15 protein-coding genes, 2 tRNA genes, 2 pseudogenes and 1 riboswitch are annotated in these 22,942 nt (G+C 65.9%); of the genes and pseudogenes, 13 read left to right on the top strand and 6 right to left on the bottom strand.

What is annotated here, in order from left to right:
• Positions 1–45: 45 nt before the first annotated feature.
• Both IB232_RS16360 and IB232_RS16355 read right to left on the bottom strand, forming a co-directional pair.
• A complete protein-coding gene (locus tag IB232_RS16360; RefSeq protein ID WP_192399662.1) occupies positions 46–498 on the bottom strand; it encodes a DUF1249 domain-containing protein in 453 nt (150 codons plus the stop codon).
• Entirely contained in the window at positions 489–1,088 is a 600-nt protein-coding gene (locus IB232_RS16355) for an NUDIX domain-containing protein (protein ID WP_192399661.1), read from the bottom strand. The genes IB232_RS16360 and IB232_RS16355 overlap by 10 nt, the downstream gene beginning before the upstream one ends.
• A 266-nt stretch (positions 1,089–1,354) precedes the next feature.
• Here IB232_RS16355 and IB232_RS16350 point away from each other — a divergent pair, with 266 nt between their 5' ends.
• From IB232_RS16350 to IB232_RS16315, 8 genes are all read left to right on the top strand, one after another.
• Positions 1,355–2,233 carry a PAS domain S-box protein gene (locus IB232_RS16350; protein WP_192399660.1) on the top strand — a complete coding sequence of 293 codons (879 nt, stop codon included), beginning with the start codon at positions 1,355–1,357 and terminating at the stop codon, positions 2,231–2,233.
• A 227-nt stretch (positions 2,234–2,460) separates the two neighbouring features.
• A complete protein-coding gene (locus IB232_RS16345; RefSeq protein WP_192399659.1) occupies positions 2,461–4,209 on the top strand; it encodes a HesA/MoeB/ThiF family protein in 1,749 nt (582 codons plus the stop codon).
• 2 nt (positions 4,210–4,211) lie between these two features.
• Positions 4,212–5,426 (top strand): acyl-CoA dehydrogenase family protein, encoded by a 1,215-nt coding sequence (locus IB232_RS16340; RefSeq protein ID WP_192399658.1) that lies wholly within the window; start codon positions 4,212–4,214, stop codon positions 5,424–5,426.
• A complete protein-coding gene (locus tag IB232_RS16335) occupies positions 5,423–7,954 on the top strand; it encodes an efflux RND transporter permease subunit (protein WP_192399657.1) in 2,532 nt (843 codons plus the stop codon). The genes IB232_RS16340 and IB232_RS16335 overlap by 4 nt, the downstream gene beginning before the upstream one ends.
• Positions 7,947–8,834, top strand: a complete 888-nt coding sequence (locus tag IB232_RS16330) for a hypothetical protein (RefSeq protein WP_192399656.1) — start codon at positions 7,947–7,949, stop codon at positions 8,832–8,834. The genes IB232_RS16335 and IB232_RS16330 overlap by 8 nt, the downstream gene beginning before the upstream one ends.
• A gap of 11 nt (positions 8,835–8,845) precedes the next feature.
• A complete protein-coding gene (locus IB232_RS16325; RefSeq protein WP_192399655.1) occupies positions 8,846–9,628 on the top strand; it encodes an outer membrane lipoprotein-sorting protein in 783 nt (260 codons plus the stop codon).
• Positions 9,628–10,830, top strand: coding sequence for a DUF1302 family protein (locus tag IB232_RS16320; RefSeq protein ID WP_192399654.1), 1,203 nt, complete (start codon positions 9,628–9,630; stop codon positions 10,828–10,830). Before IB232_RS16325 ends, IB232_RS16320 begins: the two co-directional genes overlap by 1 nt.
• 118 nt (positions 10,831–10,948) lie before the next feature.
• Complete coding sequence (locus IB232_RS16315; RefSeq protein WP_192399653.1) at positions 10,949–11,701, top strand: RsiV family protein; 753 nt, start codon at positions 10,949–10,951, stop codon at positions 11,699–11,701.
• A 151-nt stretch (positions 11,702–11,852) separates the two neighbouring features.
• Here the strand turns inward: IB232_RS16315 and cytX are convergent, their stop codons facing one another.
• The gene (gene cytX, locus IB232_RS16310; RefSeq protein ID WP_192399652.1) at positions 11,853–13,121 is read right to left on the bottom strand and encodes a putative hydroxymethylpyrimidine transporter CytX; all 1,269 of its coding nucleotides are present in this window, start codon (positions 13,119–13,121) and stop codon (positions 11,853–11,855) included.
• A 69-nt stretch (positions 13,122–13,190) separates the two neighbouring features.
• Complete coding sequence (thiC, locus tag IB232_RS16305) at positions 13,191–15,074, bottom strand: phosphomethylpyrimidine synthase ThiC (RefSeq protein WP_192399651.1); 1,884 nt, start codon at positions 15,072–15,074, stop codon at positions 13,191–13,193.
• 80 nt (positions 15,075–15,154) lie between these two features.
• Positions 15,155–15,261, bottom strand: a riboswitch (TPP riboswitch).
• A 220-nt stretch (positions 15,262–15,481) separates the two neighbouring features.
• Here thiC and IB232_RS16300 point away from each other — a divergent pair.
• From IB232_RS16300 to IB232_RS24010, 3 genes and pseudogenes are all read left to right on the top strand, one after another.
• The gene (locus IB232_RS16300; protein ID WP_192399650.1) at positions 15,482–16,924 is read left to right on the top strand and encodes a TolC family outer membrane protein; all 1,443 of its coding nucleotides are present in this window, start codon (positions 15,482–15,484) and stop codon (positions 16,922–16,924) included.
• 207 nt (positions 16,925–17,131) lie between these two features.
• A pseudogene (locus IB232_RS24015) lies at positions 17,132–18,139 on the top strand (HAMP domain-containing protein); the annotation flags it as partial.
• Between the two features lie 348 nt (positions 18,140–18,487).
• Positions 18,488–18,997: pseudogene (locus tag IB232_RS24010) on the top strand (methyl-accepting chemotaxis protein); the annotation flags it as partial.
• Positions 18,998–19,103: 106 nt separating this feature from the next.
• On the opposite strand, the gene IB232_RS16290 reads toward IB232_RS24010, so the two are convergent.
• Both IB232_RS16290 and IB232_RS16285 read right to left on the bottom strand, forming a co-directional pair.
• Positions 19,104–19,190 (bottom strand) — tRNA-Leu (locus tag IB232_RS16290).
• Between the two features lie 107 nt (positions 19,191–19,297).
• Positions 19,298–19,384 (bottom strand) — tRNA-Leu (locus IB232_RS16285).
• 197 nt (positions 19,385–19,581) lie between these two features.
• Here IB232_RS16285 and rnr point away from each other — a divergent pair.
• Complete coding sequence (rnr, locus tag IB232_RS16280; protein ID WP_192399648.1) at positions 19,582–22,101, top strand: ribonuclease R; 2,520 nt, start codon at positions 19,582–19,584, stop codon at positions 22,099–22,101.
• A complete protein-coding gene (gene rlmB / locus IB232_RS16275; protein ID WP_192399647.1) occupies positions 22,098–22,853 on the top strand; it encodes a 23S rRNA (guanosine(2251)-2'-O)-methyltransferase RlmB in 756 nt (251 codons plus the stop codon). The genes rnr and rlmB overlap by 4 nt, the downstream gene beginning before the upstream one ends.
• Positions 22,854–22,942: the final 89 nt, after the last annotated feature.

The raw sequence follows: 22,942 nt of genomic DNA, 5'->3' as shown, positions 1-22,942 counted from the left end.
GGTAAACCCGGCAAACGTGAACTCGTCACATTTGCGCGGTTGTGATCACAGCACTGTGACCAGTTCGTGACCGCAGGCGATGCAGTGGCTCAGCCATTCGCCGAGGAACAGGTTGAGCTGGGTTTTCTCGTCCGGCTGGTGCATGGCGGCATTCGGGTAGGGGTAGATGCCTCGGAAACGCCGGGCGTTTTCCGCGCCGATCACCTCGGCCATGCGTGCGTCGTGGTAGGCGCGCACTTCCAGGCGCGGCACCGGCAGCCAGGGCAGGCTGTGCTCCTGGCGCACTTCCAGGGTGGTGGTGTAGGGGCAGTTCTCGGTGACGCGGATCAGCAGCACGCCGAGCAGCAGGTCGCCCTGGCTCAGGGCCACGCGACGCTCGCCCTGAGCCTCGCGCATGTCCGGCAGCAGGCGCAGCAGGCGCGCGTAGTTGGCTTCGCAAGCGGCCTGCAGCTCGACCAGGTCGACCCGGTAACGCTCGCGCAGCATGTTCATGACCACAGCCCCCGCACTTCCGCACGGTTCAGCGCCAGCCATTGCAAGGCGATGATGCTGGCGGCGTTGTCGATGCGACCGTCCTTTACCGCCTGCAGCGCATCTTCCAGCGGCCAGACGTGCACGCGGATGTCCTCGCCTTCCTCGGCCAGGCCATGCACGCCACCCACGCCCTCGCTGTTGCAACGGCCGACATAAAGATGCACGCGCTCGTCGGAGCCGCCGGGGGAGGGGTAGTACTGGGTGATCGGCCAGAGTGCGGTCAGTTGCAGGTCGGCCTCTTCCTCGGCCTCGCGGTGGGCCACTTCCTCGGGCTGCTCGTCCTTGTCGATCAAGCCAGCCACCAGCTCCAGCAGCCAGGGGTTGGCGCTCTTGTCCATGGCGCCGACGCGGAACTGCTCGATCAGCACCACGCTGTCGCGCTGCGGGTCGTAGGGCAGCACGCAGACGGCGTCGTGGCGCACGAACAGCTCGCGGCTCAGCTGCGGGCCCATGCCGCCGGCGAACTGGCGGTGACGCAGATGCAGGCGGTCCAGGCGATAGAAGCCCTTGAAGCAGGTCTCGCGCTGGAGTACCTCGACATCGGCATGTGACATGCAATTCCCCCTCGTGGCAGGGTCCTTCCCCGCAGAAAATCCAGCCGTCATTGGCGAGCTAATGGTGAATGTGCGCGCGGCAACGGCGCTTTGGCAAGGGTTGCCGCTGCGGCCGGCACTGTCGCCGCCGGCTCATTCAATCAAGACAATGTGACGCCCGAGATGCCGTGCCGTTCGGCATTTATCGTAAATAGCAGTCTTTTTCATTGGCTACCGATGAGTATACTCGGGGCCGTTGGTATCGACTTCAACAGGGAGGTGGGGGAATGCGCGCTGCAGAGCTGATCGATCTGCTCCGGCAATACGACCCGGACACGGATATCCCGGTGGCTTACACCGATGCCGAATTCGGCGAGCAGCCGCAGCTGCAAGTGGCCAGCTGTTACAGCACCGGCGACACCCGCTGCTACCAGAACCTGGTGGAGCAGGCCCAGGAGGGCCTGGTGGTGCTCGACCCGTTCGGCCGCATTACCTACATGAACCCCTTCATGCAGCAGTTCCTCGGCTACTCGCCGGCCGAAGCGCTGGGCAGGCCGCTGGCCCAGGTGATTTCCGCCGACCTGGTGGAAGTGGTGTTGATGCAGCGGCGCCAGGGCCCTTCGGCAGAGCGTTACCCGATGCGCATCCAGGCGAGCGACGGCCAGGTGCGCTGGGTACAGATGAGCGCCGCGCCGATTCCCAGCATCGACGGCAGCGACCGTGGCAGCCTGCTGACCATCACCGACATCTCCCACCGCGAGAGCCACGCCGACAAGCTCGGCGATCAGGAGAGCCTGGGGCAGAAGGTCTGGCGTATCTCCGAGCAACTGGACAGCCTCAAGTCCCTGCGCATGAACCTGCTGGCCGAGTTCGAGGCCCTGCAGGATTCGCCGCGCATCGCCGCCACGCCCTACTGGCACCAGCAACGCTACCTCTATCTGGTGCGCCCGCAGAAGGACGGCAAGCGCGTGCGCGAGTACATCGGCGCGCAGCCGGAGCGGATCAGCGAGGCCCTGGCCGCCGTGCGCCGCGAACAGCGCTACCAGGAAGTCTGCCGCGAGCTTCAGGAGATCGAGGAAAAGATCCGCACTTCCACCTTCAAGCTCGACAGCTTCCTCTGGGAGCTGACCAAGGTGCCGGAGAACCTGCACAAACTGGTGAGCTAGAGGCTCGCGACCGCTTTTTTCGATGACGGTTCCATGACAGACCGCCCCATTCCGGGGCGGTTGTCGTTTCTGCGTCTCGAATATCTGTGATCACATCTATAAATATCAATAAAAACAAGAAGTTATGTGTATTTGTCGTTAATGACAGCGAGGGGGTTTTGGTCCTTGTTGTGCCATTAAAGCGCTGAATAGGATGCCCGCCTCTCCCAACTCAGCAGGATGCAACGATGAGCCACCCCCAGCCCCCTCTGGATCACGACCAGTTTTACCGCGAACTCACCCTGCGCAACGCCGGGTTCATCAGTACCGACGACCAGTGTGGTCTGCGTGAGGCGGTCATCCTCGTGGCCGGCTGCGGCTCCACCGGCGGCAGCGTGATCGAGCTGCTGGTGCGCAGCGGTGCCGAGCACCTGATCCTGGCCGACAACGGCAGCTACGAGCTGAACAACGCCAACCGCCAGAACATGGTGGCCAGCGACATCGGCCGGACCAAGGTCGAGGTGTTCGCCGAGCGCGTGCGGCAGATCAACCCCTACATCAAGCTGGAGCTGCACGGCCACGGCGTGACGCCGGACAACGTCGAGGCCATGGTCGCCCAGGCCGACGTGGTGGTGGATGCCATCGACGTCACCGGGCGCTCCGGGCTGGAAATGAAGTACCTGCTGCACCGTGTCTGCCAGCGCCAGTACAAGCCGGTAGTGTGTGGCTACGACATGGCTGCCGCCCAGTACATCCCGGTGTTCGACTACCGCAACCCGGATCTGGCGGTGCTGGACAACCAGCTGAGCGCCGAGCAGGTGGCCACTCTCGACCCGATGCAGGCCTGCTCCTACCTGATCCCGGTGGAATGCGTGCCGCTGGAGATGTACGCCGAACTGGACCGCCATCTGGCCGGCAAGGACTACACCTCGCAGCTGGGCATCGCCGCCCACCTGTTCGGCACCCTGGCCACCGCGCTGATCATCGATCTGCTCAACGGCCGCCCGGTGCGCGACGCCATCTATGTCGACGTCTGGGAGCTGATCCGCCGTCGCGATGCCCAGGCCGAACGCGAACACCAGCAACAGCTGGAGCAGGGGCGCCAGGCTCTGGCGCAGTGGCGCCAGCTGCCGGCGGAGCGGCCCGACGCGTTCTTCCTCGAGCGCTCGGTCAAGCACTACCAGGCGCCCAAGCTGGGCGGCCTGCGCAGCTACCAGCAGTTCTGCATCGATCGCCGCGCCGGCATCGCCACCTACGCGATTCCCAACTACCAGCTGGACAACAACCTGACCCGCCAGCTGTTGCGCTTCGCCTTCGTCCACTACGCCAAGGTCGGCTTCATCAACCCGCAGGTGGCGGCGCTGCGCCAGCTGCACGCCGAGCCGCTGGAGCACCTGGCCCAGGAGGACGTGCATATCGTCCTGGTGCGCGACAGCGACCAGCAACTGCTGGCCTATTCCACCCTCAAGGCGCCGATAGCCCGCGGCAAGCGCTTCGACGACGAGCAGCGCCCGGCCTTCGGCGTGGAGACCGCTTTCGGTCGTGACCTCTATGCGCAGATCGCCGAATTGCAGGATCTTCCGGTGGAGCAGGTGCGCGAAATCGGCCGGGTGACCAAGGCCCAAGTTGGCGACCCGGTGCTGGAGGCGAAGGCCGGCATGCTGCTGCTCAGCGCATACGGCCGCCTGCTGTGCAAGGCCGACAGCGGCGTGGCGGCGATGGTCGGCGACGGCGAGCGTCAGGTCACCCTGCGCAACCTCGGCTTCTTCGGCTTCCGCCCGCAGGTCATGCCGGCGCGCGCCGCCAGCATCCCGGCCGAACACCTCTACGCCAACCGCTACCAGGGCCGCGAGGTGCATCCGTTCTGGCTGCGCCTGGATGCCATCGACCGCGAGCGGGTGGCCCAGATCGAAGGCCTGATCGAACTCGAAGGCGACGAATTCCTTTCCCAGCTGCGCGAAGCCAAGCAGCAGAACAACCTGCACATAGGAGCATGAACATGAACGGTATCTGGAACCAACAGCAGCAAGACATCCGCGCCCACTACCTGGCCGTCGGCCGCCAACTGGTGCGCCCCACCTCGGCCCAGCGTGATCAGGAGCTGGGCTTCGATCGCGAACTGTGGCGCGCCCTGGGCAGCAGCGGCCTGTTCGGCGTACACATGCCCAAGCAGTACGGCGGCCAGGGCCTCGGCATCTGGGAATTCTCCGCCGCGCTGGAAGGCTTCTCCGAAGGCTGCCAGGACATGGGCGTGCTGGTGTCCTTCGTCGCCCAGGTAGCCCTGGTGCAGGCCGCACTGATCAGCTACGGCAGCGAGGAACAGCTGCAGCGCTGGCTGCCGCCGCTGATCAGCGGTGAGAAGATCGGCTGCTTCGCCATCACCGAGCAGGGCTGCGGCTCCGACGTGCGCTCGCTGAAGCTGGCCGCACGTCGCGACGGCGCTGGCTATCGCCTCAACGGCATGAAGTGGAACATCACCAACGCCCCGGTGGCGGACATCTGCATGACCTTCGCCCGTCTGGACGAGGCCGGCACCAACGCCATCTCCTGCTTCATCACCGAGACCGCCAAGCCCGGCCTGGTGCAGTCCGCCCCCTTCGAGCTGATGGGCAACCGTGGCACGCCGATCGGCAGCCTGAGCTTCGACGAGGTGGCGCTGGACGCCGACAGCCTGGTCGGCACCGAGGGCCAGGGCCTGCGCGTGCTGTACTTCGGCTTCCTGGTCGAGCGCATCTTCACCGGCGTCTCCATCGTCGGCTGCATGCAGCCGGTGATCGACGAGTGCATGCAGTACAGCCTCAAGCGCGAAGCCTTCGGCCGGCCGATCAGCGACAACCAGTACGTGCAGGGCCACATCGTCCAGGCCTACACCCAGCTGGAGCTGCTGCGCAGCGTGGTCGGCCGCGGTCTGACCGAGCTGGAGCACGGCCGCGACTGCTCGACCCTGGCCTCGATCATCAAGATGCTGGCCAGCGAGGCGATGCACGAGGCCTGCCTCAACGCCATGCGCATCCACGGCAACTACGGCTACCGCCGCGACTTCCACTTCGAGCGCCTGCTGCGCGACTCCATCGGCCTGTTCTTCGCAGGCGGCACCAGCGAGATCCACAAGACCGTGATCTGGGCCAACCTGGTGGCCGAGGCGCAGAACCGCAGCAAAGCCAAGGACGACCTGCGCCTGGACGCCTACACCGGCGAAGGAGCCGCGGCATGAAGACTCGCGCCGTCGAGTTGCTCTCCTGGATGCTGCATCGGCCCTGGCTGATGCTCGCCATCCTGCTGCTGATCAGCGCCGCGGCGGTGGTCGCGGTGGGGCGCCTGGAGATCAACAGCACCCCCTACATGATCGACAAGAGCCACCCCAGTCGGGTGGCCGATGCCGACAACAAGCGCCTGTTCTCCAACACCGGCGAGCAGGCCTTCGTCGCCCTGGAGAATCCTCAGGGCAATATCTTCAACACCAAGAGCCTGGCCCTGGTGGCCGAGCTGACTCGCGCCTTCCAGGCCATCGAGATGGTGCAGCCGGGCGACAGCGACAAGCTGCGCGCCCTGGCCGAGGATCCGCGCCTGCAAGCAGATGTCGACGCCATCCTCGAAGGCGGCCTGACCCCGGCCGACCAGCCGCGTCTGGTCGCGCTCAAGCAGCGCCTGGCCGAGGCCGGTGAGCTCAGTCATACCCAGGAAGCCTGGCTGGACAGCCTGCACACCCGCCTGGTGCCGATCCGCAAGGTGCGCAGCCTGGTCACCGTGGAGAACCTGCTGACCGTCGACGAGGCGCTCGATGTGCATGCGCTGATGCCGCGCGTGCCGCAGGACAAGGCCGCGCTCGACGTCCTGCGCGCCGAGGCCATGGGCAACCCGCTGTTCCTCGACAGCCTGGTCTCGCGTGACGGCAGCGCCACCACCATCCAGGTCGAGTTCAACATCGCCCAGGACGATTCGCCGGCCATGCTGCAGGTCTACCAGGCGATCGTCGCGATCACCGACCAGGTGCAGGGCGACGATCGCATCTACCTTAGCGGCCCGCCGATGATCGCCGCGCAGACCGCGTCGAACATGGAGAAGGACAACCAGACCCTGCTGCCGGCGGTGCTGCTGGTGATCCTGGCGATCCTGTTCATCAGCTTCGGCCGCCTGCAGGGCGTTGTCGCGCCGCTGCTGATCGCCATCTTCAGCCTGATCTGGACCCTGGGCCTGATGGCTGCCTGCGGGGTGAAGCAGAACATCATCACCTCGATCATGCCGGTGTTCATCATCTCCATCGCGGTGTGCGACGCCATCCACTTCCTCGCCGACTACTACCGCAACCTGCCGCCCAACCCAGATCGCCAGGCGCGCATCGACACCGCGTTCAAGGTGATGAAGCAGCTGTTCTGGCCGATGTTCGTGACCTGCATGACCACCCTGGTCGGCTTCTTCTCGCTGATCTGGACCGACGTCACCTTCATCCGCGAGTTCGGCATCTTCACCGGCTTCGGCATCTTCTTCGCTTGGCTGATCACCATCGTCTTCCTGCCGGCCATCGTCATCCTGTGGAAGGCCGAGCCGCCGCGCCACGGCTTGTTGGTCAGCGACCGCCTGGACCGCATGATCGCCGCCCTCGGTCACTTCGCCCGCTACGGCAAGAAGCTGGCCCTGGGCATGCTGGTGGCCATCGTGCTGTGCAGCTGGTACGTGGTGGAGAACCTCACCGTGGATAACCAGGTGATCGGCTACTTCGAGGAAGACAGCCGCATCCGCCAGGACGACGCGGCAATCAACGCCAAGTTCGGCGGCACCACGCCGATCAGCATCATGATCGAGAGCGGCAAGGTCGATGCCTTCAAGGACCCGGCCGTGATCGAGGCCGTGGCCAAGCTGCAGGAGCATCTGCGCCAGCAGCAGCTGGTCGGCTTCACCTACTCGCCGGCCGACTTCGTCAAGCGCCTGCATCAGGTGACCCAGGATGAGTTCGCCGCCGAGCAGTACCGCCTGCCGAGCGACATCAGCGGCAGCCTGCTGGCGCAGTACTACCTGCTGTACGAGAACGCCAACGGCCGCGACCTGTTCGACGTGGTCGACCGTCGCTTCCAGAACGGCCGGGTCCTGGCCATCCTGCACACCGACCGCTCCTCGGAAGTCGGCGCGCTGATGCAGGGCGCCCTGGACTACGCCCGCGAGGTGCTGCCGGCCGGCATGACCGTGCGCGTGTCCGGTTACGGCGAAGTGCTGGTGGCCACCACCGACGCGGTGGTGTGGGGGCAGATCAACAGCATCCTGTCCTCGCCGGCGCTGATCGTGCTGATGGTCATGGCCATGTTCCATTCGATTCGCCTGGGCTTCGTCGCCCTGCTGCCGTTGCTGTTCACCCTGGTGGGCATCAGCGGGCTGATGGCGCTGAGCGGCACCGACCTGGACATCGGCACCTCGATCATCGCGGCCATCTCCTTCGGCATCGGCATCGACTATGCGATCCACGTGATCGCCGCCATGCGCCACAGCCCCGGCACACCGCAGGAGGCCACCCAGTACGCCCTGCGGCATACCGGCAAGCCGATCCTGATCAACACCCTGGCGCTGGGTCTGGGCTTCCTGGTGCTGTGCCTGTCGGGGTACCAGTCGCTGGTCAACCTGGGCTTCTTCATCTCGCTGACCATGCTGTTCGCCGCGCTGTTCGCCCTGCTGGTGCTGCCGGTGTTCGTGCGTACCCGCCAGGAGCCGCAGGCCTCGGCGCATCCGCAGGCGGAGCCCGCCAATGCGTAAGCACCTGCTCTGGCTGCTGTGCGTGGCCCTGCCTGCCGGCGCCCAGGACTGGCTGGCACTGACGCTCTACCCGGGCGGCGAGCTGTACCAGGCCGAGCACCTGCAACGCCTGGTCGGTGCCACGCAGAACCTGTGGGAAGTGAAGGATGCCCAGGGGCGCACGCCGATCCAGTCCCTGGACAGCTTGGCCAGCACCAACGCCATCGCTGCCCAGGGCGACGACGTGCGCTTCCGTCGGCTGATCGAGACGCGCGAGCTGACGCCCGCGGGCCTCAAGACCCTGGCCGGGCTGGTCGAGCAGCACCCGCTGCTTGGTCCGCGTCTGGTCACGGCGCAGCACGATGGCACGCACTTCTGGCTGCGCCTGGCCCATCCCTACGCCGAGGCCGACAAGGCCGAGCTGCTGCTGAGCTATGCCAAGCGCCTGGCCGCCGACTTCTCTCCCAGCTGCCGGGTAACCGGCGGCGCCCAGGGGGCGCTGCAGGGTTTCCAGCTCGCCGAGTGGACGCTGCAGGCCGAGGCCAAGATGCCGCCGCGCACCGCCACCTTGCAGGCCCTGCAGCAGGAGGTGGGCAGCCTGCGCCAGCGCAGCGAGCAAGCCTATTCGGCCGCCGACATCCTGATCTACCTCAAGCGGGTGCTCAACGGCGACGCCAGCCTGCCGGCCAGCGACGACGAAGTGGCCCAGCTCTACCTGATCGCCGAAAGCCTGCGCAGCCGCGATCTGCAGGACCTGGCGCGGCCCGACTTCCAGCGCCTCAAGCTGGTCGCCCTGGGCCGCGAGCGCGCCGCCACCCCATCCCTGCCGGGTTACCAGCTGGAGGCCAAGGCCCAGTGGTCATCCACCCCGAACAGTTACCTGACAGTCGACTGTCGTTAAGGAGTTTCCCCATGCGTATTTCCCTGATTGCCCTCGGCCTGCTGCTGAGCCTGCCGGCCCTGGCCGAGGCCCTCGACCCCGCCGCCATCATGCGCACCGTGCGCGACCGCGATGAGGGTCAGGACCGCCGCTCGGAAGTGACCCTGGTGCAGACCATGGCCGACGGCTTCGTCCGCGAGCGCAAGCTGCTGATGCTGGAGAAGGAGTACGGCGAGGAGCGCAAGGCCACCCTGTACTTCACCGCGCCCAGCGACACCGCCGGCACCGGCATCCTCATGCACAGCTACGCCGAGGCCGCCGCCCGCGAGGACGACCAGTGGCTGTACCTGCCGGCCCTGCGCAAGACCCGGCGCATCGCCACCAACTCCAAGGAGGGCCCGTTCCTCGGCACCGACTTCTCCTTCGCCGACATCGAGCGCATGCGCGTCGACGACTACCAGTACAAGCTGCTGCGCGAGGAGGAGTACAAGGGCCGTCCGGTCTACGTGATCGAGGCGCGCACTGCCGACGGCCTGGAGAACCCGCGCACCGGTTACAGCCAGCGCCTGGTGTATGTCGACCGCGAGCGCAAGCTGATCCTGCGCGACGAGTTCTTTCGCGGTGGTCGTCAGATCAAGACCTTCGAGGTGGTGGATGTAGCCGAGGTGGAGGGTTTCTGGACGGTTAACGAATCGCTGATGAGCAACCTGGTCGAGGGTGGCCAGACCCGTCTGCTGCGCACTGCCGCCGACTACAACCTGGACCTGGGCGACCAGAACTTCAGCGAGCGCGCCCTGCGCAACGGGATTCGCTGATGCGCGCAATGCTTATCGGCCTTCTGGGCCTGACCAGTCTGCCGTTGGCCGCGGCGACCCTGAGCAGCCGCGGCCACGTGAAGGACAGCTATCACCACGACACCACCGGGGCCAGCAGTTCCGGCCATCGTATCGAGGCATTGCTGGAGAGCCGCGTCAGCGAGGGCAACTGGACCCTCGACAGCGTGCTGCTCGGCCGCTACCGCAGCCAGTACGACGATGCCGGCGGCAAGCTGGAGGACCGCATGGAGTCCGACCAGGACCTGCGCGAGCTGTACCTGACCTGGGCCGGCGACAACTGGCAGTGGCGCCTCGGTCAGCAGCAGATCGCCTGGGGCCGCGGCGACTACTTCCGCCTGGTCGACGTGCTCAACCCGCTGGACCTGCGCGAGTTCCTGCTGCCCTACATCGACGACTACTCGCTCGGCCGGCAGACCCGGCCGATGGCGGTGGTGGAGATCTATGGCGACAGCCTGGAGCAGCAGTTCGTCATCGCACCCAAGGCCCAGGACACCCGCTACGCTCCGGCCGGCGCCGACTTCGCCATTGCCGGGCGGCCGGAGGGGCTGTCCGAGGACGACGAGCACGAACGCCCGGATATCGGCTGGCGCGGCAAGATGCTGGTCGACGGCACCGACCTGGACTTCTACCTGTTCGACGGCCTCAGTCCCGATCCGCTGTATGTGGTGGAGGAGGGCCAACTGGTCGAGCAACAGCGCCGGCGCAGCCTGGTCGGCGCCTCGTTCGCCCGCCCGGCCGGCGACTGGGTGGTGCGTGGCGACCTGGTACACCTGTTCAACGAACCGCTGCAGACCCCGGAAGGCGCGGAGAACGTGCCCAAGTCGGCGGCGCTGCTCGGCCTCGACCTGACGCGCAACGAATGGACGGTCAACTTGCAGGCCACGGTCAGCCATCGCCACGGCGCGCCGGACAGCCTGCAGCGCGAGACCGGCTGGGAGGCCTCGGCGGCGGTGCTCAAGGACTGGTCCAAGCAGCGCCTCAACGCCGGCATCCTCTGGCTGTACAACCGCGAGGTGCAGAGCAGCCACATGGTCAAGGCCAACCTCGGCTACCGGCCGTGGAACCAGTGGTACCTGGAGACGGGCTACATCGCCTTCAGTGGCGGGCAGACCACCCAGTACGGTCAGTTCGACAATCGGGATCGGCTCTATCTGCAGGTGCGTCGCGACTTCAGCCTCTGAGAACCAGTTACGGATGGGCTTGGATGGCACGGCGCGTGCGGCGACAATGGCCGCGCGCGCCGGGAACACCCGGCGTGGTGCACAGTCGAAACGCCCGTCGCCGTCCCGAGGAAAACCCATGCGTCCCATCGCCGTTGCCGGCCTGCTGTCTCTCTCGCTGTTGCTGAGCGGGTGCCAGGCAATACTGCTCGCCGCCAAGCCAAAGTCGTCGTCGCTGCCCGTCACGCGTGACGCCTGGGAACATCGCCCGGCGGGCTGCGCAGGCAAGGAGTGCCCGCTGATCAATATCGACCTGCAGCGTCTGGACGATCTACCCGAGCTGAATGCGCGCATCGAGCAGGAGCTACTCAAGCTGACCATCGAGCTGCCGGGCGATCCGCCGCCAGCCTCGCTGCAGGCTTACGAGCGCGAGTTTCTGGCCACGGCCAAGCCGGGCTGGATGAGCTACCTGCAGGCCAAGGTGCTGGAGCAGCACGACCGTCTGGTGGTGATCGAACTGTCCAGCTACCGCTTCACCGGTGGCGCCCACGGTATTCCCGGGCGTGCCTACCTCAACTACGACCGCGAACTGAAGCGGGTGCTGAGCCTGGAGGAGTTGCTGCTGCCGGAAGAGCAGACCGCCTTCTGGCAGCAGGCCGAACTGGCCCACCAGGCCTGGCTCAAGGCCAATGGCCTGGGCGAGGACCTGGAGTACCAGGCCGAGTGGCCCTTCGCCCGCACCGCCAACGTTGCCCTGCTGCGTGGCTCGGTGATGCTCAAGTATGAGATCGGCCGCATTGCGCCCTACGCCAGCGGTCATCCCGAACTGCGTATTCCCTATTCGCGCCTCAACGGCATCGTCAAACCCTTCTACTTCCCCGGTCGCGGCTGAGGCTTTCTCCCTGCGAGTCGGTAGCCCGGACTTCAGTCCGGGACATGTCTGGCGTCCTCCCGGACTGAAGTCCGGGCTACGTTGTTGCACATTCCTTATCTGCGCCTCAACGGTATTCCTCAGGCCGTTCTACTTCTCCGGTCGCGGCTGATCAGCCACGCCCGGCCAGCTTGCCCAGCAGCAACTGCAGGGCGGCGGCCAGGCCCAGCGCTGGCAGGGTGGCGCCGACAGCGGGGTAGAAGTTCCCCAGCACATGGAAGGTGGTCACGCCGCAGACCCAGGCCAGCAGGCTGTCCCAGCGCAGCAACGGCACGCTGCTCGGCAGCTGGCGGCGGCGCAGGACGAAGTGGTCCGTCAGCACCGCGCCGAACAGTGGGGCGAACACCGAGCCAATCAACAGCAGGAAGTGCTCGTACTGCGCCAGCGGCGCGAACCAGGCGATCAGGGTGCACAGCACGCCGATGGCCAGCGCCAGGTGCTCGACCTTGAACGGCAGCAGGGTGCCGCTGGAAACCGCGGCCGAGTGGATGTCGGCGAAGGCCTTCTCCGACTCGTCGAGCAGGATCAGTAGCAGCGGGATGCCCATTCCGGCGCCGGCCAGGGCCAGCAGCAGGCTGTTGGCCTCGCCTGGTGTGGTGAACGCCAGGGTGTAGGCAACGCCCAGGCTCATCAGCCACAGGCAGCCGACGAAGAAGCCCAGCGCGGCTCCGGCGAACACACCACCGGCGCGCTTGCCGAAGCGAGAGTAGTCGGCAATCAGCGGCAGCCAGGACAGCGGCATGGCGATGGCCAGGTCGAAGCCCAGGGCGAAGCTCATCGAGCCGTCGCCCGGGCGCGCCCACAGCGCGGCCAGGTCGGCTTTGGCGAACAGGTTCCAGGTCAGCCAGGCGCAGGCGCCGAGCAACAGCCAGATGCCCCACTGGCGCAGCACGCGACGGACAAAGGCCAGCGGCCCGGCGACTGCCAGCAGGGTGGCCAGGGCGCCGAAGCACAGGGTCCATAGGGTGGCGTTGGTCCAGGCGCTATCGGCGCCGAGGAACTTGCCGGCCAGCAGGCTGGCGGCATCGCGCATGACGATGATCTCGAAGGCGCCCCAGCCGACCAGCTGCAGCAGGTTGAGCAACGCCGGCAGCGCCGCACCGTGGCTGCCGAGGCTCAGGCGCAGGGCGGCCATCGAGGCCATGCCGGTATCACTGCCGATCACCCCGACCGCGCCGAGCAGCAAGGCGCCGAGGCCGACGCCGAGGACCAGCGCCAGCAGCGATCCGGCCAGGCCCAGGCCGGGGGCGAGCAGGGCGCCGGCCTGCAGCACCATCAGGCCCATGCCGAGAGAGAACCACAGCACGAGCAGGTCGCGGGCACCGAAGGCGCGCTCGGTCAGCGGCACGGCGAGGTTGGGGGAATAGTTGGGCGTGTTCACTTCGTTATTGTTCTCTGCAGGGAAATAAACAGGCCCCGCGAACTGCGCGGGGCCTGGCGAGGGCGGGGCTCAGACCTGCTTGTAGATCACCGCGCCTTCGTCCTTGAAGCGCTCGGACTGTTCGGCGAAGCCGGCCTCGATGGCCTTCTGCTCGTCGGTCAGGCCATTTTCCTTGGCGTAGTCGCGCACTTCCTGGGTGATCTTCATCGAGCAGAACTTCGGCCCGCACATGGAGCAGAAGTGGGCGACCTTGGCCGAATCCTTGGGCAATGTCTCGTCGTGGAAGCTGCGCGCGGTGTCCGGGTCTAGGCCGAGGTTGAACTGGTCTTCCCAGCGGAACTCGAAGCGCGCCTTGCTCAGGGCGTTGTCGCGGATCTGCGCGCCCGGATGACCTTTCGCTAGATCGGCAGCATGCGCGGCGATCTTGTAGGTGATGATCCCGGTCTTCACATCATCCTTGTTCGGCAGGCCCAGGTGCTCCTTGGGCGTGACGTAGCAGAGCATGGCGCAGCCGAACCAGCCGATCATCGCCGCGCCGATGCCCGAAGTGATGTGGTCGTAACCGGGGGCGATGTCGGTGGTCAGCGGGCCGAGGGTATAGAAGGGCGCCTCGTCGCAGCACTCCAGCTGCTTGTCCATGTTCTCCTTGATCAGCTGCATCGGCACGTGGCCGGGGCCTTCGATCATTGTCTGCACATCGTGCTTCCAGGCGATCTTGGTCAGCTCGCCGAGGGTCTCCAGCTCACCGAACTGCGCGGCGTCGTTGGCGTCGGCGATGGAGCCCGGGCGCAGGCCGTCGCCGAGCGAGAAGCTGACGTCGTAGGCCTTCATGATTTCGCAGATTTCCTCGAAGTGGGTATAGAGGAAGTTCTCCTTGTGATGCGCCAGGCACCACTTGGCCATGATCGAGCCACCGCGGCTGACGATGCCGGTGACCCGCTTGGCGGTCAGCGGCACATAGCGCAGCAGCACGCCGGCGTGGATGGTGAAGTAGTCCACGCCCTGTTCGGCCTGCTCGATCAGGGTGTCGCGGAACAGTTCCCAGGTCAGGTCCTCGGCGATGCCGTTGACCTTCTCCAGGGCCTGGTAGACCGGCACGGTGCCGATCGGCACCGGGCTGTTGCGGATGATCCACTCGCGGGTCTCGTGGATGTGCTTGCCGGTGGACAGGTCCATGACCGTGTCCGAGCCCCAGCGGATGCCCCAGGTCAGCTTGGCCACTTCTTCTTCAATGGAAGAGCCCAGGGCCGAGTTGCCGATATTGCCGTTGATCTTCACCAGGAAGTTGCGGCCGATGATCATCGGCTCCAGCTCCACGTGGTTGATGTTGGCGGGGATGATGGCGCGGCCACGGGCGATCTCGCTGCGCACGAACTCGGGGGTGATCTCTTTCGGGATGGACGCACCGAAGCTCTGCCCGGCGTGCTGCTCTTTCAGCAGCCCTGCTTCGCGCGCCTCCGCCAGCTTCATGTTTTCGCGGATGGCGACGTATTCCATCTCCGGGGTGATGATGCCCTGGCGGGCGTAGTGCATCTGGCTGACGTTCTTCCCCGCCTTTGCACGGCGCGGGTTGCGCACATGGGCGAAGCGCATGGCGGTCAGCTCGGCGTCGTTCAGGCGGCGCTGGCCGAACTCGGAGGACAGGCCCGGCAGTTTCTCGGTATCGCCGCGGTCCTCGATCCAGGCGCTGCGCACATCGGCCAGGCCCTGACGCACGTCGATGGTCACGCTCGGGTCGGTATAGGGGCCGGAAGTGTCGTAGACGGTGACCGGGGCGTTGATCTCGCCACCGAAGGCGGTGGGCGTGACATCCAGGCTGATCTCGCGCATCGGCACGCGGATGTCCGGGCGTGAGCCCTGCACATAGACCTTCTGCGAGCGCGGGAAGGGCTGCACGGACTGTTGGTCGACGCGGGCGCTCTCGCTCAGGTGTACTTGTGGTTTGCTGCTCATCGGCTCGGCTCCTGGCTGGATGTCGGAGCGAACCTGATGACGCAAGGCGCACCATGGCTGGTGCGAGAAGACTCGCCGAGCGGCGAGGACATCTTGTTCCCTACGCAGGCCTTAACCTGATCAGGTTCAACGGGATCCGGAACTATCCGATCTCAGCCCACGACTCTGGGCACCCCGACAAGAACTGCCGGCAGTCTAATCAAGCCCGGGTTGGAACACCAACCCGCATGCGGCGGCGGGGTGGCGTTTCGTCGGGAATCGGCAAACTGACGGCTATAGTCCTGGGCATTGTTGCGGCCAAGAAACAAAGCTTGTCGCAAAGTGGCCTACCGTTGCGCTGCGCCCGCCTTGACCGCCGCCTGCGACAGCCTTAGCCTTGCTCGATTCCCCCGCATCTAGGACTGATCATGCTACGCAGACTCTCTCTGGCGCTCGCGGTAGCTGCTGCCACCACCGGAATGGCATGGGCGGAAGACGCCCCGCAGGCAAGCAAGACCGATCTGGTCACTGTCTATAACGAGGCGGTGAAGAACAACGCCGACCTGGCCGCCGCCCGCGCCAACTACGCAGCGATCAGCGAAGTGGTGCCCCAGGCCCGCGCCGGCCTGCTGCCGAACCTGTCGGCCGGTGCCGATGCGATGAACACCGATACCGACGTGGACACCCGCTCGGGCAATGTCGATAGCTCGCGCAGCGGCCTGTCCTATCAGGCCAACCTGAGTCAGCCGCTGTTCCGTGCCGATCGCTGGTTCCAGTTCCAGGCGGCCAAGGCCACCGACCAGCAGTACGCTCTGCAGCTTTCCGCCACCGAGCAGAACCTGATCCTGCAGAGCGCCGAGACCTACTTCGCCGTGCTGCGCGCCCAAGACACCCTGGCCTCGACCAAGGCCGAGGAAGCGGCGTTCAAGCGTCAGCTGGACCAGGCCAACGAGCGTTTCGACGTGGGCCTGTCGGACAAGACCGACGTGCTGGAAGCCCAAGCCGGTTACGACACCGCGCGTGCCAACCGCATTCTCGCCGAGCGTTCGGTGGATGATGCGTTCCAGGCACTGGTCACCCTGACCAACCGCGAGTACGCCTCCATCGAGGGCATCCTGCACACCCTGCCGGTGCTGGAGCCGACGCCGAACGATGCCAAGGCCTGGGTCGATACCGCCGCCCAGCAGAACCTCAATCTGCAGGCCAGCAACTATGCGGTGAATGCCGCCGAAGAGACTCTGCGCCAGAACAAGGCCGGCCACGCGCCGACCCTGGACGCCGTGGCCCGCTACCAGAAGGGCGACAACGACTCCCTCGGCTTCACCAACAACGACCTGGCCTCGCCCTATGACGGCGATGCCGAGCAGACCAGCATTGGTCTGCAGCTGAACATCCCGATCTACAGCGGTGGCCTGACCAGTTCCCAGGTGCGCGAGGCGTACCATCGCCTTAGTCAGAGCGAGCAGGAGCGCGAGAGCCTGCGTCGCCAGGTGGTGGAAAACACCCGCAACCTGCACCGCGCGGTGAACACCGACGTGGAAACCGTGCAGGCGCGCAAGCAGTCGATCATCTCCAACCAGAGCGCCCTGGAAGCCACCGAGATCGGCTACCAGGTCGGTACCCGCAACATCGTCGACGTGCTCGATGCCCAGCGCCAGCTGTACAGCTCGGTGCGCAACTACAACAACGCGCGCTACGACTACATCCTCAACAACCTGCGCCTGAAGCAGGCCGCCGGCACCCTGGCGCCGGCCGACCTGGACTCCCTGTCGAGCTTCCTCAAGCCGGACTACAACCCGGACCAGGACTTCCTGCCGCCGGACCTGGCCAAGGCCGCGGAAGCTCAGCTCAAGGGCAACCCGGAATACTGAGTTACTCGCAAGAGCAAAACCCCGCGCTGAGCGGGGTTTTTTTATGCTGGCATTTGGCCTATACCTTGCTTTGTCTACAGCTTTGCTGAATGCGGCCGATGCACAGGCATAGGTCGCCTGGCCGGAAGGAGTTTCGTTGTGTCCGTTCTGTTCTCGCTGTTGCGCAGCCGCCTGCTGCGACCTGTATTCATCGCTCTCGGCCTGGCCATGCTGGCCCAGGTGGGGCTGGCCGTCTGGCTGACCCGCGCCACCGTGGACGAGTTGGTCAATGACCTGACCCAGCGCCTGGGTGGCGAGAGCCAGCGGCTGGTCGGCGAGCTGGGAAGCGCAGAGGAAGAGATGCGCGCTGGCCTGGCTGCGCTCTCCACCAATACCCGCGAGCGCCTCTCCGGCGGTCTCTCCACCCAGCTCAAGGCCGAACAGGCGCAGCTGCGCAAGGTGCTGGAGGAGAACCTCAAGCAGTCCGGCAATTCCATCGCCCAGATGCTCGCCGGCGTGGCGCCCAAGGCGATCTGGGACAACGACGCCCCGGCCCTGACCGCCCTGACCCGCATCGTCCAGCGCGATCCCGCCGTGCTCTTCGCGGTGTTCTATGACGCCCAGGGTCAGCGTCTGACCCGCAACTTCAACCGCAGCAGCTCGCGGGTGCGCGAGCTGGTGGCGGCCGGGCAGGGTGACGGTGCCCTGGCCAAGCTGGTCGACGCGGCGTCCCGCGATCCCAAGGTTCACATGGTCGAGGTGGATATCAATCCGATGGGGGCCTCCATCGGCAAGGTCCAGCTGGGCATGTCGCTGGATGGCGTGGAGCAGGAGCTGACTGCTCTCGATGCGCGCTTCGCCACCCTGGTCGGCAGCGCTGGCGAGCTGGTCGACAAGAGCCTCTCCGGCGCCGCTCAGGAGAGTACCCAGGCCCTGCAGCAGCGCCTGCAGCTGGCCGAACAGGCCACCGCCGACATGGCGCGCAATGGCAGCGAGACCGTGCAGCAGGCCGCCGAGAGCCTGCGTTGGCGCATCGCCAGTGGTCTGCTGGTGGTCGGTCTGCTGACCCTGGCGGTGGTCGCGCTGGTGCTTGGCTGGCGTGTGCTCAGCCGTCTGCAGCTCCTGATCGCGGCGCTCAAGGATCTGGCCGCCGGCGAGGGCGACCTGACCCGTCGGGTGCAGCTGGACAGCAACGACGAGGTCGGCGAGATGGCCGATGCGGTCAATCGCTTCATTGCCAAGTTGCAGCCCATCGTGCGCGAGGCCGGCGAGGTGGCGCAGCGCACCGGCGAGGAGATCCGCAGCCTGGCCCAGCGCAGTGCAGCCGCAGAGGCCGCGGCCGGGCGCCAGCGTGACGAGGTGGCCGGCAGCCTGCAGGCGCTGGAAGAGATGGCGGCGGCAGCCCAGGCCGAGAGCCGGGCCATGCATGATGCTCAGCAGCGCGTGGTGGCCATCCGTCAGGCGGCCCACGAGAATGCGGCCATCGCGTCAAAGGTCGGCGCTTTGATCGAGGCGCTGGTGGCTCGGGTGGACAACGGTTCGGCGGTGATTGAGAAGCTGGCCAAGCAGAGCGAGCAGATCGAGGTGGTGCTGACGGTGATCCAGTCCATCGCCGAGCAGACCAACCTGCTTGCCCTGAACGCGGCCATCGAGGCGGCGCGGGCGGGGGAGAGCGGTCGTGGTTTTGCCGTGGTGGCCGACGAAGTGCGCGCCCTGGCCAGCAAGACCCAGCAGTCCACCGGTGATATCCAGGCGCATATCACGGCCCTGCAGCAGGGCGCCCGCGAGGCGGTGGCGGTGATCGGTCAGGCCGGCGGCCAGGCGGCCGAAGGTCTCAAGGCGCTGCGCGACAGTGCACGTCTGCAGCAATCGGTGCAGGCTTCGGTGGATGAGGTGCACGGCGCCATCGACATCGCGACCCGTTCCGCCGCCCATCAGGCCGATGGCGCGTCGGCGGTGCGTGGCCGGGTCGAGGTGATCCACAGCGAGGCCCAGCGTGCGGCCCAAGCTGTCAGCGAGACGGCGGCCAGTGGGCGCGTGGTGGACGGCCTGGTGGCTCAGCTGCGGGCGAGCTTCGCGCAGTTCAAGGTGTAACGGGCTGGGCGTGAGAGTGGCCCGGTCCGGGCCGCTCCTGCTGCCGGGATTTGCAGGAGCCAGAAAAGACAAAACCGAGCCATTGGCTCGGTTTTGTTTTGAAGAGTGGTGCCCAGGAGAAGACTCGAACTTCCACGGTGTTGCCACCGCTAGGACCTGAACCTAGTGCGTCTACCAATTCCGCCACCTGGGCACATTGCGACGATCGCTCGCCGACTTTTTCCAGCATTCGCCGTTTTCGCGGCGCGGAAGCTGCTCCGTTAAAAGCGAAACCGAGCCATCGGCTCGGTTTCTGAAGAGTGGTGCCCAGGAGAAGACTCGAACTTCCACGGTGTTGCCACCGCTAGGACCTGAACCTAGTGCGTCTACCAATTCCGCCACCTGGGCACGGGAAACTATGATTACTCAATCGCTTCCGTGTTACAACGTCTCAGCAACGTTGTGGGCGCGAACTATACGGAGCACCCTTTTGCTTGTAAACCCCTGACGGCGAAAAAATTATTGTGCTGACCCCCGATGCCGTTTCGCGCTTCAATAGGCATATGGCACACACATCTATATATGCGTAAAGGTGATTTCACTTAATGGCCGATTGGCAATCCCTCGATCCTGAGGCCGCCCGCGAGGCGGAAAAATACGAAAACCCCATCCCCAGCCGCGAGCTGATTCTGCAGCACCTGGCCGAGCGCGGCTCGCCCGCAGCCCGTGAAGAGCTGCTGGCCGAGCTGGGTCTGACCACCGAAGAGCAGGAAGAAGCCCTGCGTCGTCGCCTGCGCGCCATGGAGCGCGACGGTCAACTCATCTATACCCGTCGCGGTACCTACGCGCCGGTGGACAAGCTCGATCTGATCTGCGGCCGCATCAGCGGTCACCGCGACGGCTTCGGTTTCCTGGTCCCGGATGACGGCAGCGACGACCTGTTCCTGAGCCCGGCGCAGATGCGCCTGGTGTTCGATGGCGATCGCGCACTGGCGCGGGTTTCCGGTCTCGATCGGCGTGGTCGCCGCGAAGGCGCCATCGTCGAGGTGATCGCCCGTGCCCACGAGAGCATCGTCGGCCGCTATTTCGAAGAGGCCGGCATCGGCTTCGTCGAGGCCGACAACCCGAAGATCCAGCAGGAAGTGCTGGTCACCCCGGGTCGCACCGGCGGCGCCAAGATCGGTCAGTTCGTCGAGATCAAGATCACCCACTGGCCCACCTCGCGCTTCCAGCCCCAGGGCGACATCGTCGAAGTGATCGGCAACTACATGGCGCCGGGCATGGAGATCGACGTGGCGCTGCGCAGCTACGACATCCCGCATGTGTGGCCGGAGGCGGTGACCAAGGAGGCGCGCAAGCTCAAGCCTCAGGTGGAAGAGAAGGACAAGGAAAATCGCGTCGACCTGCGTCATCTGCCGTTCGTCACCATCGACGGCGAGGATGCCCGTGACTTCGACGACGCGGTCTACTGCGAGAAGAACAGCGGCCGCTGGAAGCTGTTCTCCGGCGGCTGGAAGCTCTATGTGGCCATTGCCGACGTTTCGCACTACGTCAAGGTTGGCGCGGCCCTGGATGAAGAGGCGCAGAAGCGCGGCAACTCGGTGTATTTCCCCGAGCGCGTGGTGCCGATGCTGCCGGAAGAGCTGTCCAACGGTCTGTGCTCGCTGAACCCGCATGTCGATCGCCTGGCCATGGTCTGCGAGATGAGCATGTCCAAGTCCGGCGAGCTGGTCGACTATCAGTTCTACGAGGCGGTGATCCACTCCCATGCGCGCCTGACCTACAACAAGGTCAGCTACATGCTGGAGCAGCCCAAGAGCAGCGAGGGCAAGGCCCTGCGCGACGAGTACAAGGAAGTCCTGCCGCACCTCAAGGAGCTTTACTCCCTGTACAAGGTGCTGCTGGCCGCTCGCCACGAGCGCGGCGCCATCGACTTCGAGACCCAGGAAACGCGTATCGTCTTCGGCAGCGGGCGCAAGATCGCCGAGATCCGCCCGACCCAGCGCAACGCCGCACACAAGCTGATCGAGGAGTGCATGCTGGCGGCCAACGTGGCTACCGCGCGCTTCATGCTCGACCACGATATTCCCTCGCTGTACCGCGTGCACGACGGTCCGCCGGCCGAGCGTGTGGAGAAGCTCAAGGCCTTCCTCGGTGAGCTAGGGCTGGTTCTACACAAGGGCAAGCAGGGCCCGGTGCCGAAGGACTACCAGAAGCTGCTGGCCAGCATCCAGGGGCGCCCGGACTTCCACCTGATCCAGACCGTGATGCTGCGCTCCCTGAGCCAGGCGGTGTACAGCGCCGACAACAACGGCCACTTCGGCCTGAACTACGAGGCCTACACCCACTTCACCTCGCCGATCCGTCGCTATCCGGACCTGCTGGTGCATCGCGCCATTCGCAGCGTGATCCGCTCCAAGCGCGAGACCAAGCACGTGCAGCGCGCCGGTGCGGCTAGCATGCCCAAGGCGCGCATCTATCCGTACGACGAGGCGGCGCTGGAGAAACTCGGTGAGCAGTGCTCGATGACCGAGCGCCGTGCCGATGAGGCGACCCGTGACGTGGTCAACTGGCTCAAGTGCGAGTTCATGCAGGATCGCGTCGGCGAGACCTTCGAGGGTGTGATCACCGCGGCGACCGGTTTCGGCATCTTCGTCGAGTTGAAAGACATCTATGTCGAGGGGCTGGTGCATGTCACCGCGCTGCCGGGCGACTACTACCACTTCGATCCTGTGCACCATCGCCTGTCGGGCGAGCGCAGTGGTCGCAGCTTCCGCCTGGGCGACAGCGTGGAAGTGAAGGTCATGCGCGTCGATCTGGACGAGCGCAAGATCGAGTTCGAACTGAGCGAAGGCAAGGCCGACAAGGCTCCTGCCGGTCGCGGTCGTGCCGGTGCCGATGGGCGCAAGAAACCTGCGCCCAAGTCTGCCGGCTTCGGCAACACCGATGTGCAGAAGAGTCGCGACGTGAAGAAGGCGCTGCTCGATGGCGCCAAGAAGGGCGGCGGCAAGGCGCCTGCGGGCAAGCCGGCTGGCAAGTCCGGCGGTCATCGCAAGGGCGCGCCCAAGGCAGATGCTCCGGCGGGCGGTAAGCCGGGCTCGAGTCGGCGTAAGGCGAAGCGATGAGTCAGCTGGAAAAAGTCTACGGCGTACATGCCGTCGAGGCGTTGCTGCGCCATCACCCCAAGCGGGTCAAGCAACTGTGGCTGGCCGAGAGCCGGCAGGATCCGCGGGTGCGCAGCCTGCTGGAGCTGGCCGCTCAGCATCGCGTGGCGGTCGGCAGCAAGGATCGCCAGGAGCTGGATGAGTGGGCCGAAGGCGTGCACCAGGGCGTGGTCGCCGAGGTCAGTCCCAGCCAGGTGTGGGGCGAGAACATGCTCGACGAGCTGCTCGAGCGCACTGAGGGGCCGGCCCTGCTGCTGGTGCTGGACGGCGTGACCGATCCGCACAACCTCGGCGCCTGTCTGCGTACTGCCGACGCCGCCGGCGCCCAGGCGGTGATCGTGCCCAAGGACAAGTCGGCCACCCTCAATTCCACCGTGCGCAAGGTGGCCTGCGGCGCCGCCGAGGTGATCCCGCTGGTGGCGGTGACCAACCTGGCGCGTACGCTGGAAAAGCTGCAGAAGAAGGGCCTGTGGGTCGTCGGCACCGCCGGCGAGGTCGACCAGGAGCTGTATCAGTTGGATATGACTGGGCCGACGGTGCTGGTCATGGGGGCCGAGGGCAAGGGCATGCGCCGTTTGACCCGCGAGCACTGCGACTACCTGGTGAAGCTGCCCATGGGCGGCAGCGTCAGCAGCCTGAATGTCTCGGTCGCCACCGGCGTCTGCCTGTTCGAGGCGGTGCGCCAGCGCCAGGCGGCCAAGCCCAAGGCTTAACGGCTGTTCAAATAATCACCAATTCGCCTTGCGTGCGGCAGGGGGCTTCTCTAGAATGTCGCCCCTTGCCGCGACGGTAGGCGCGCATG

The sequence above is a fragment of the Pseudomonas sp. PDM15 genome, assembly GCF_014851565.1.
Classification (GTDB): domain Bacteria; phylum Pseudomonadota; class Gammaproteobacteria; order Pseudomonadales; family Pseudomonadaceae; genus Aquipseudomonas.
The sequence above is the reverse complement of the archived record's forward strand: the minus strand, read 5'-3'. Positions and strand labels throughout refer to the sequence as shown.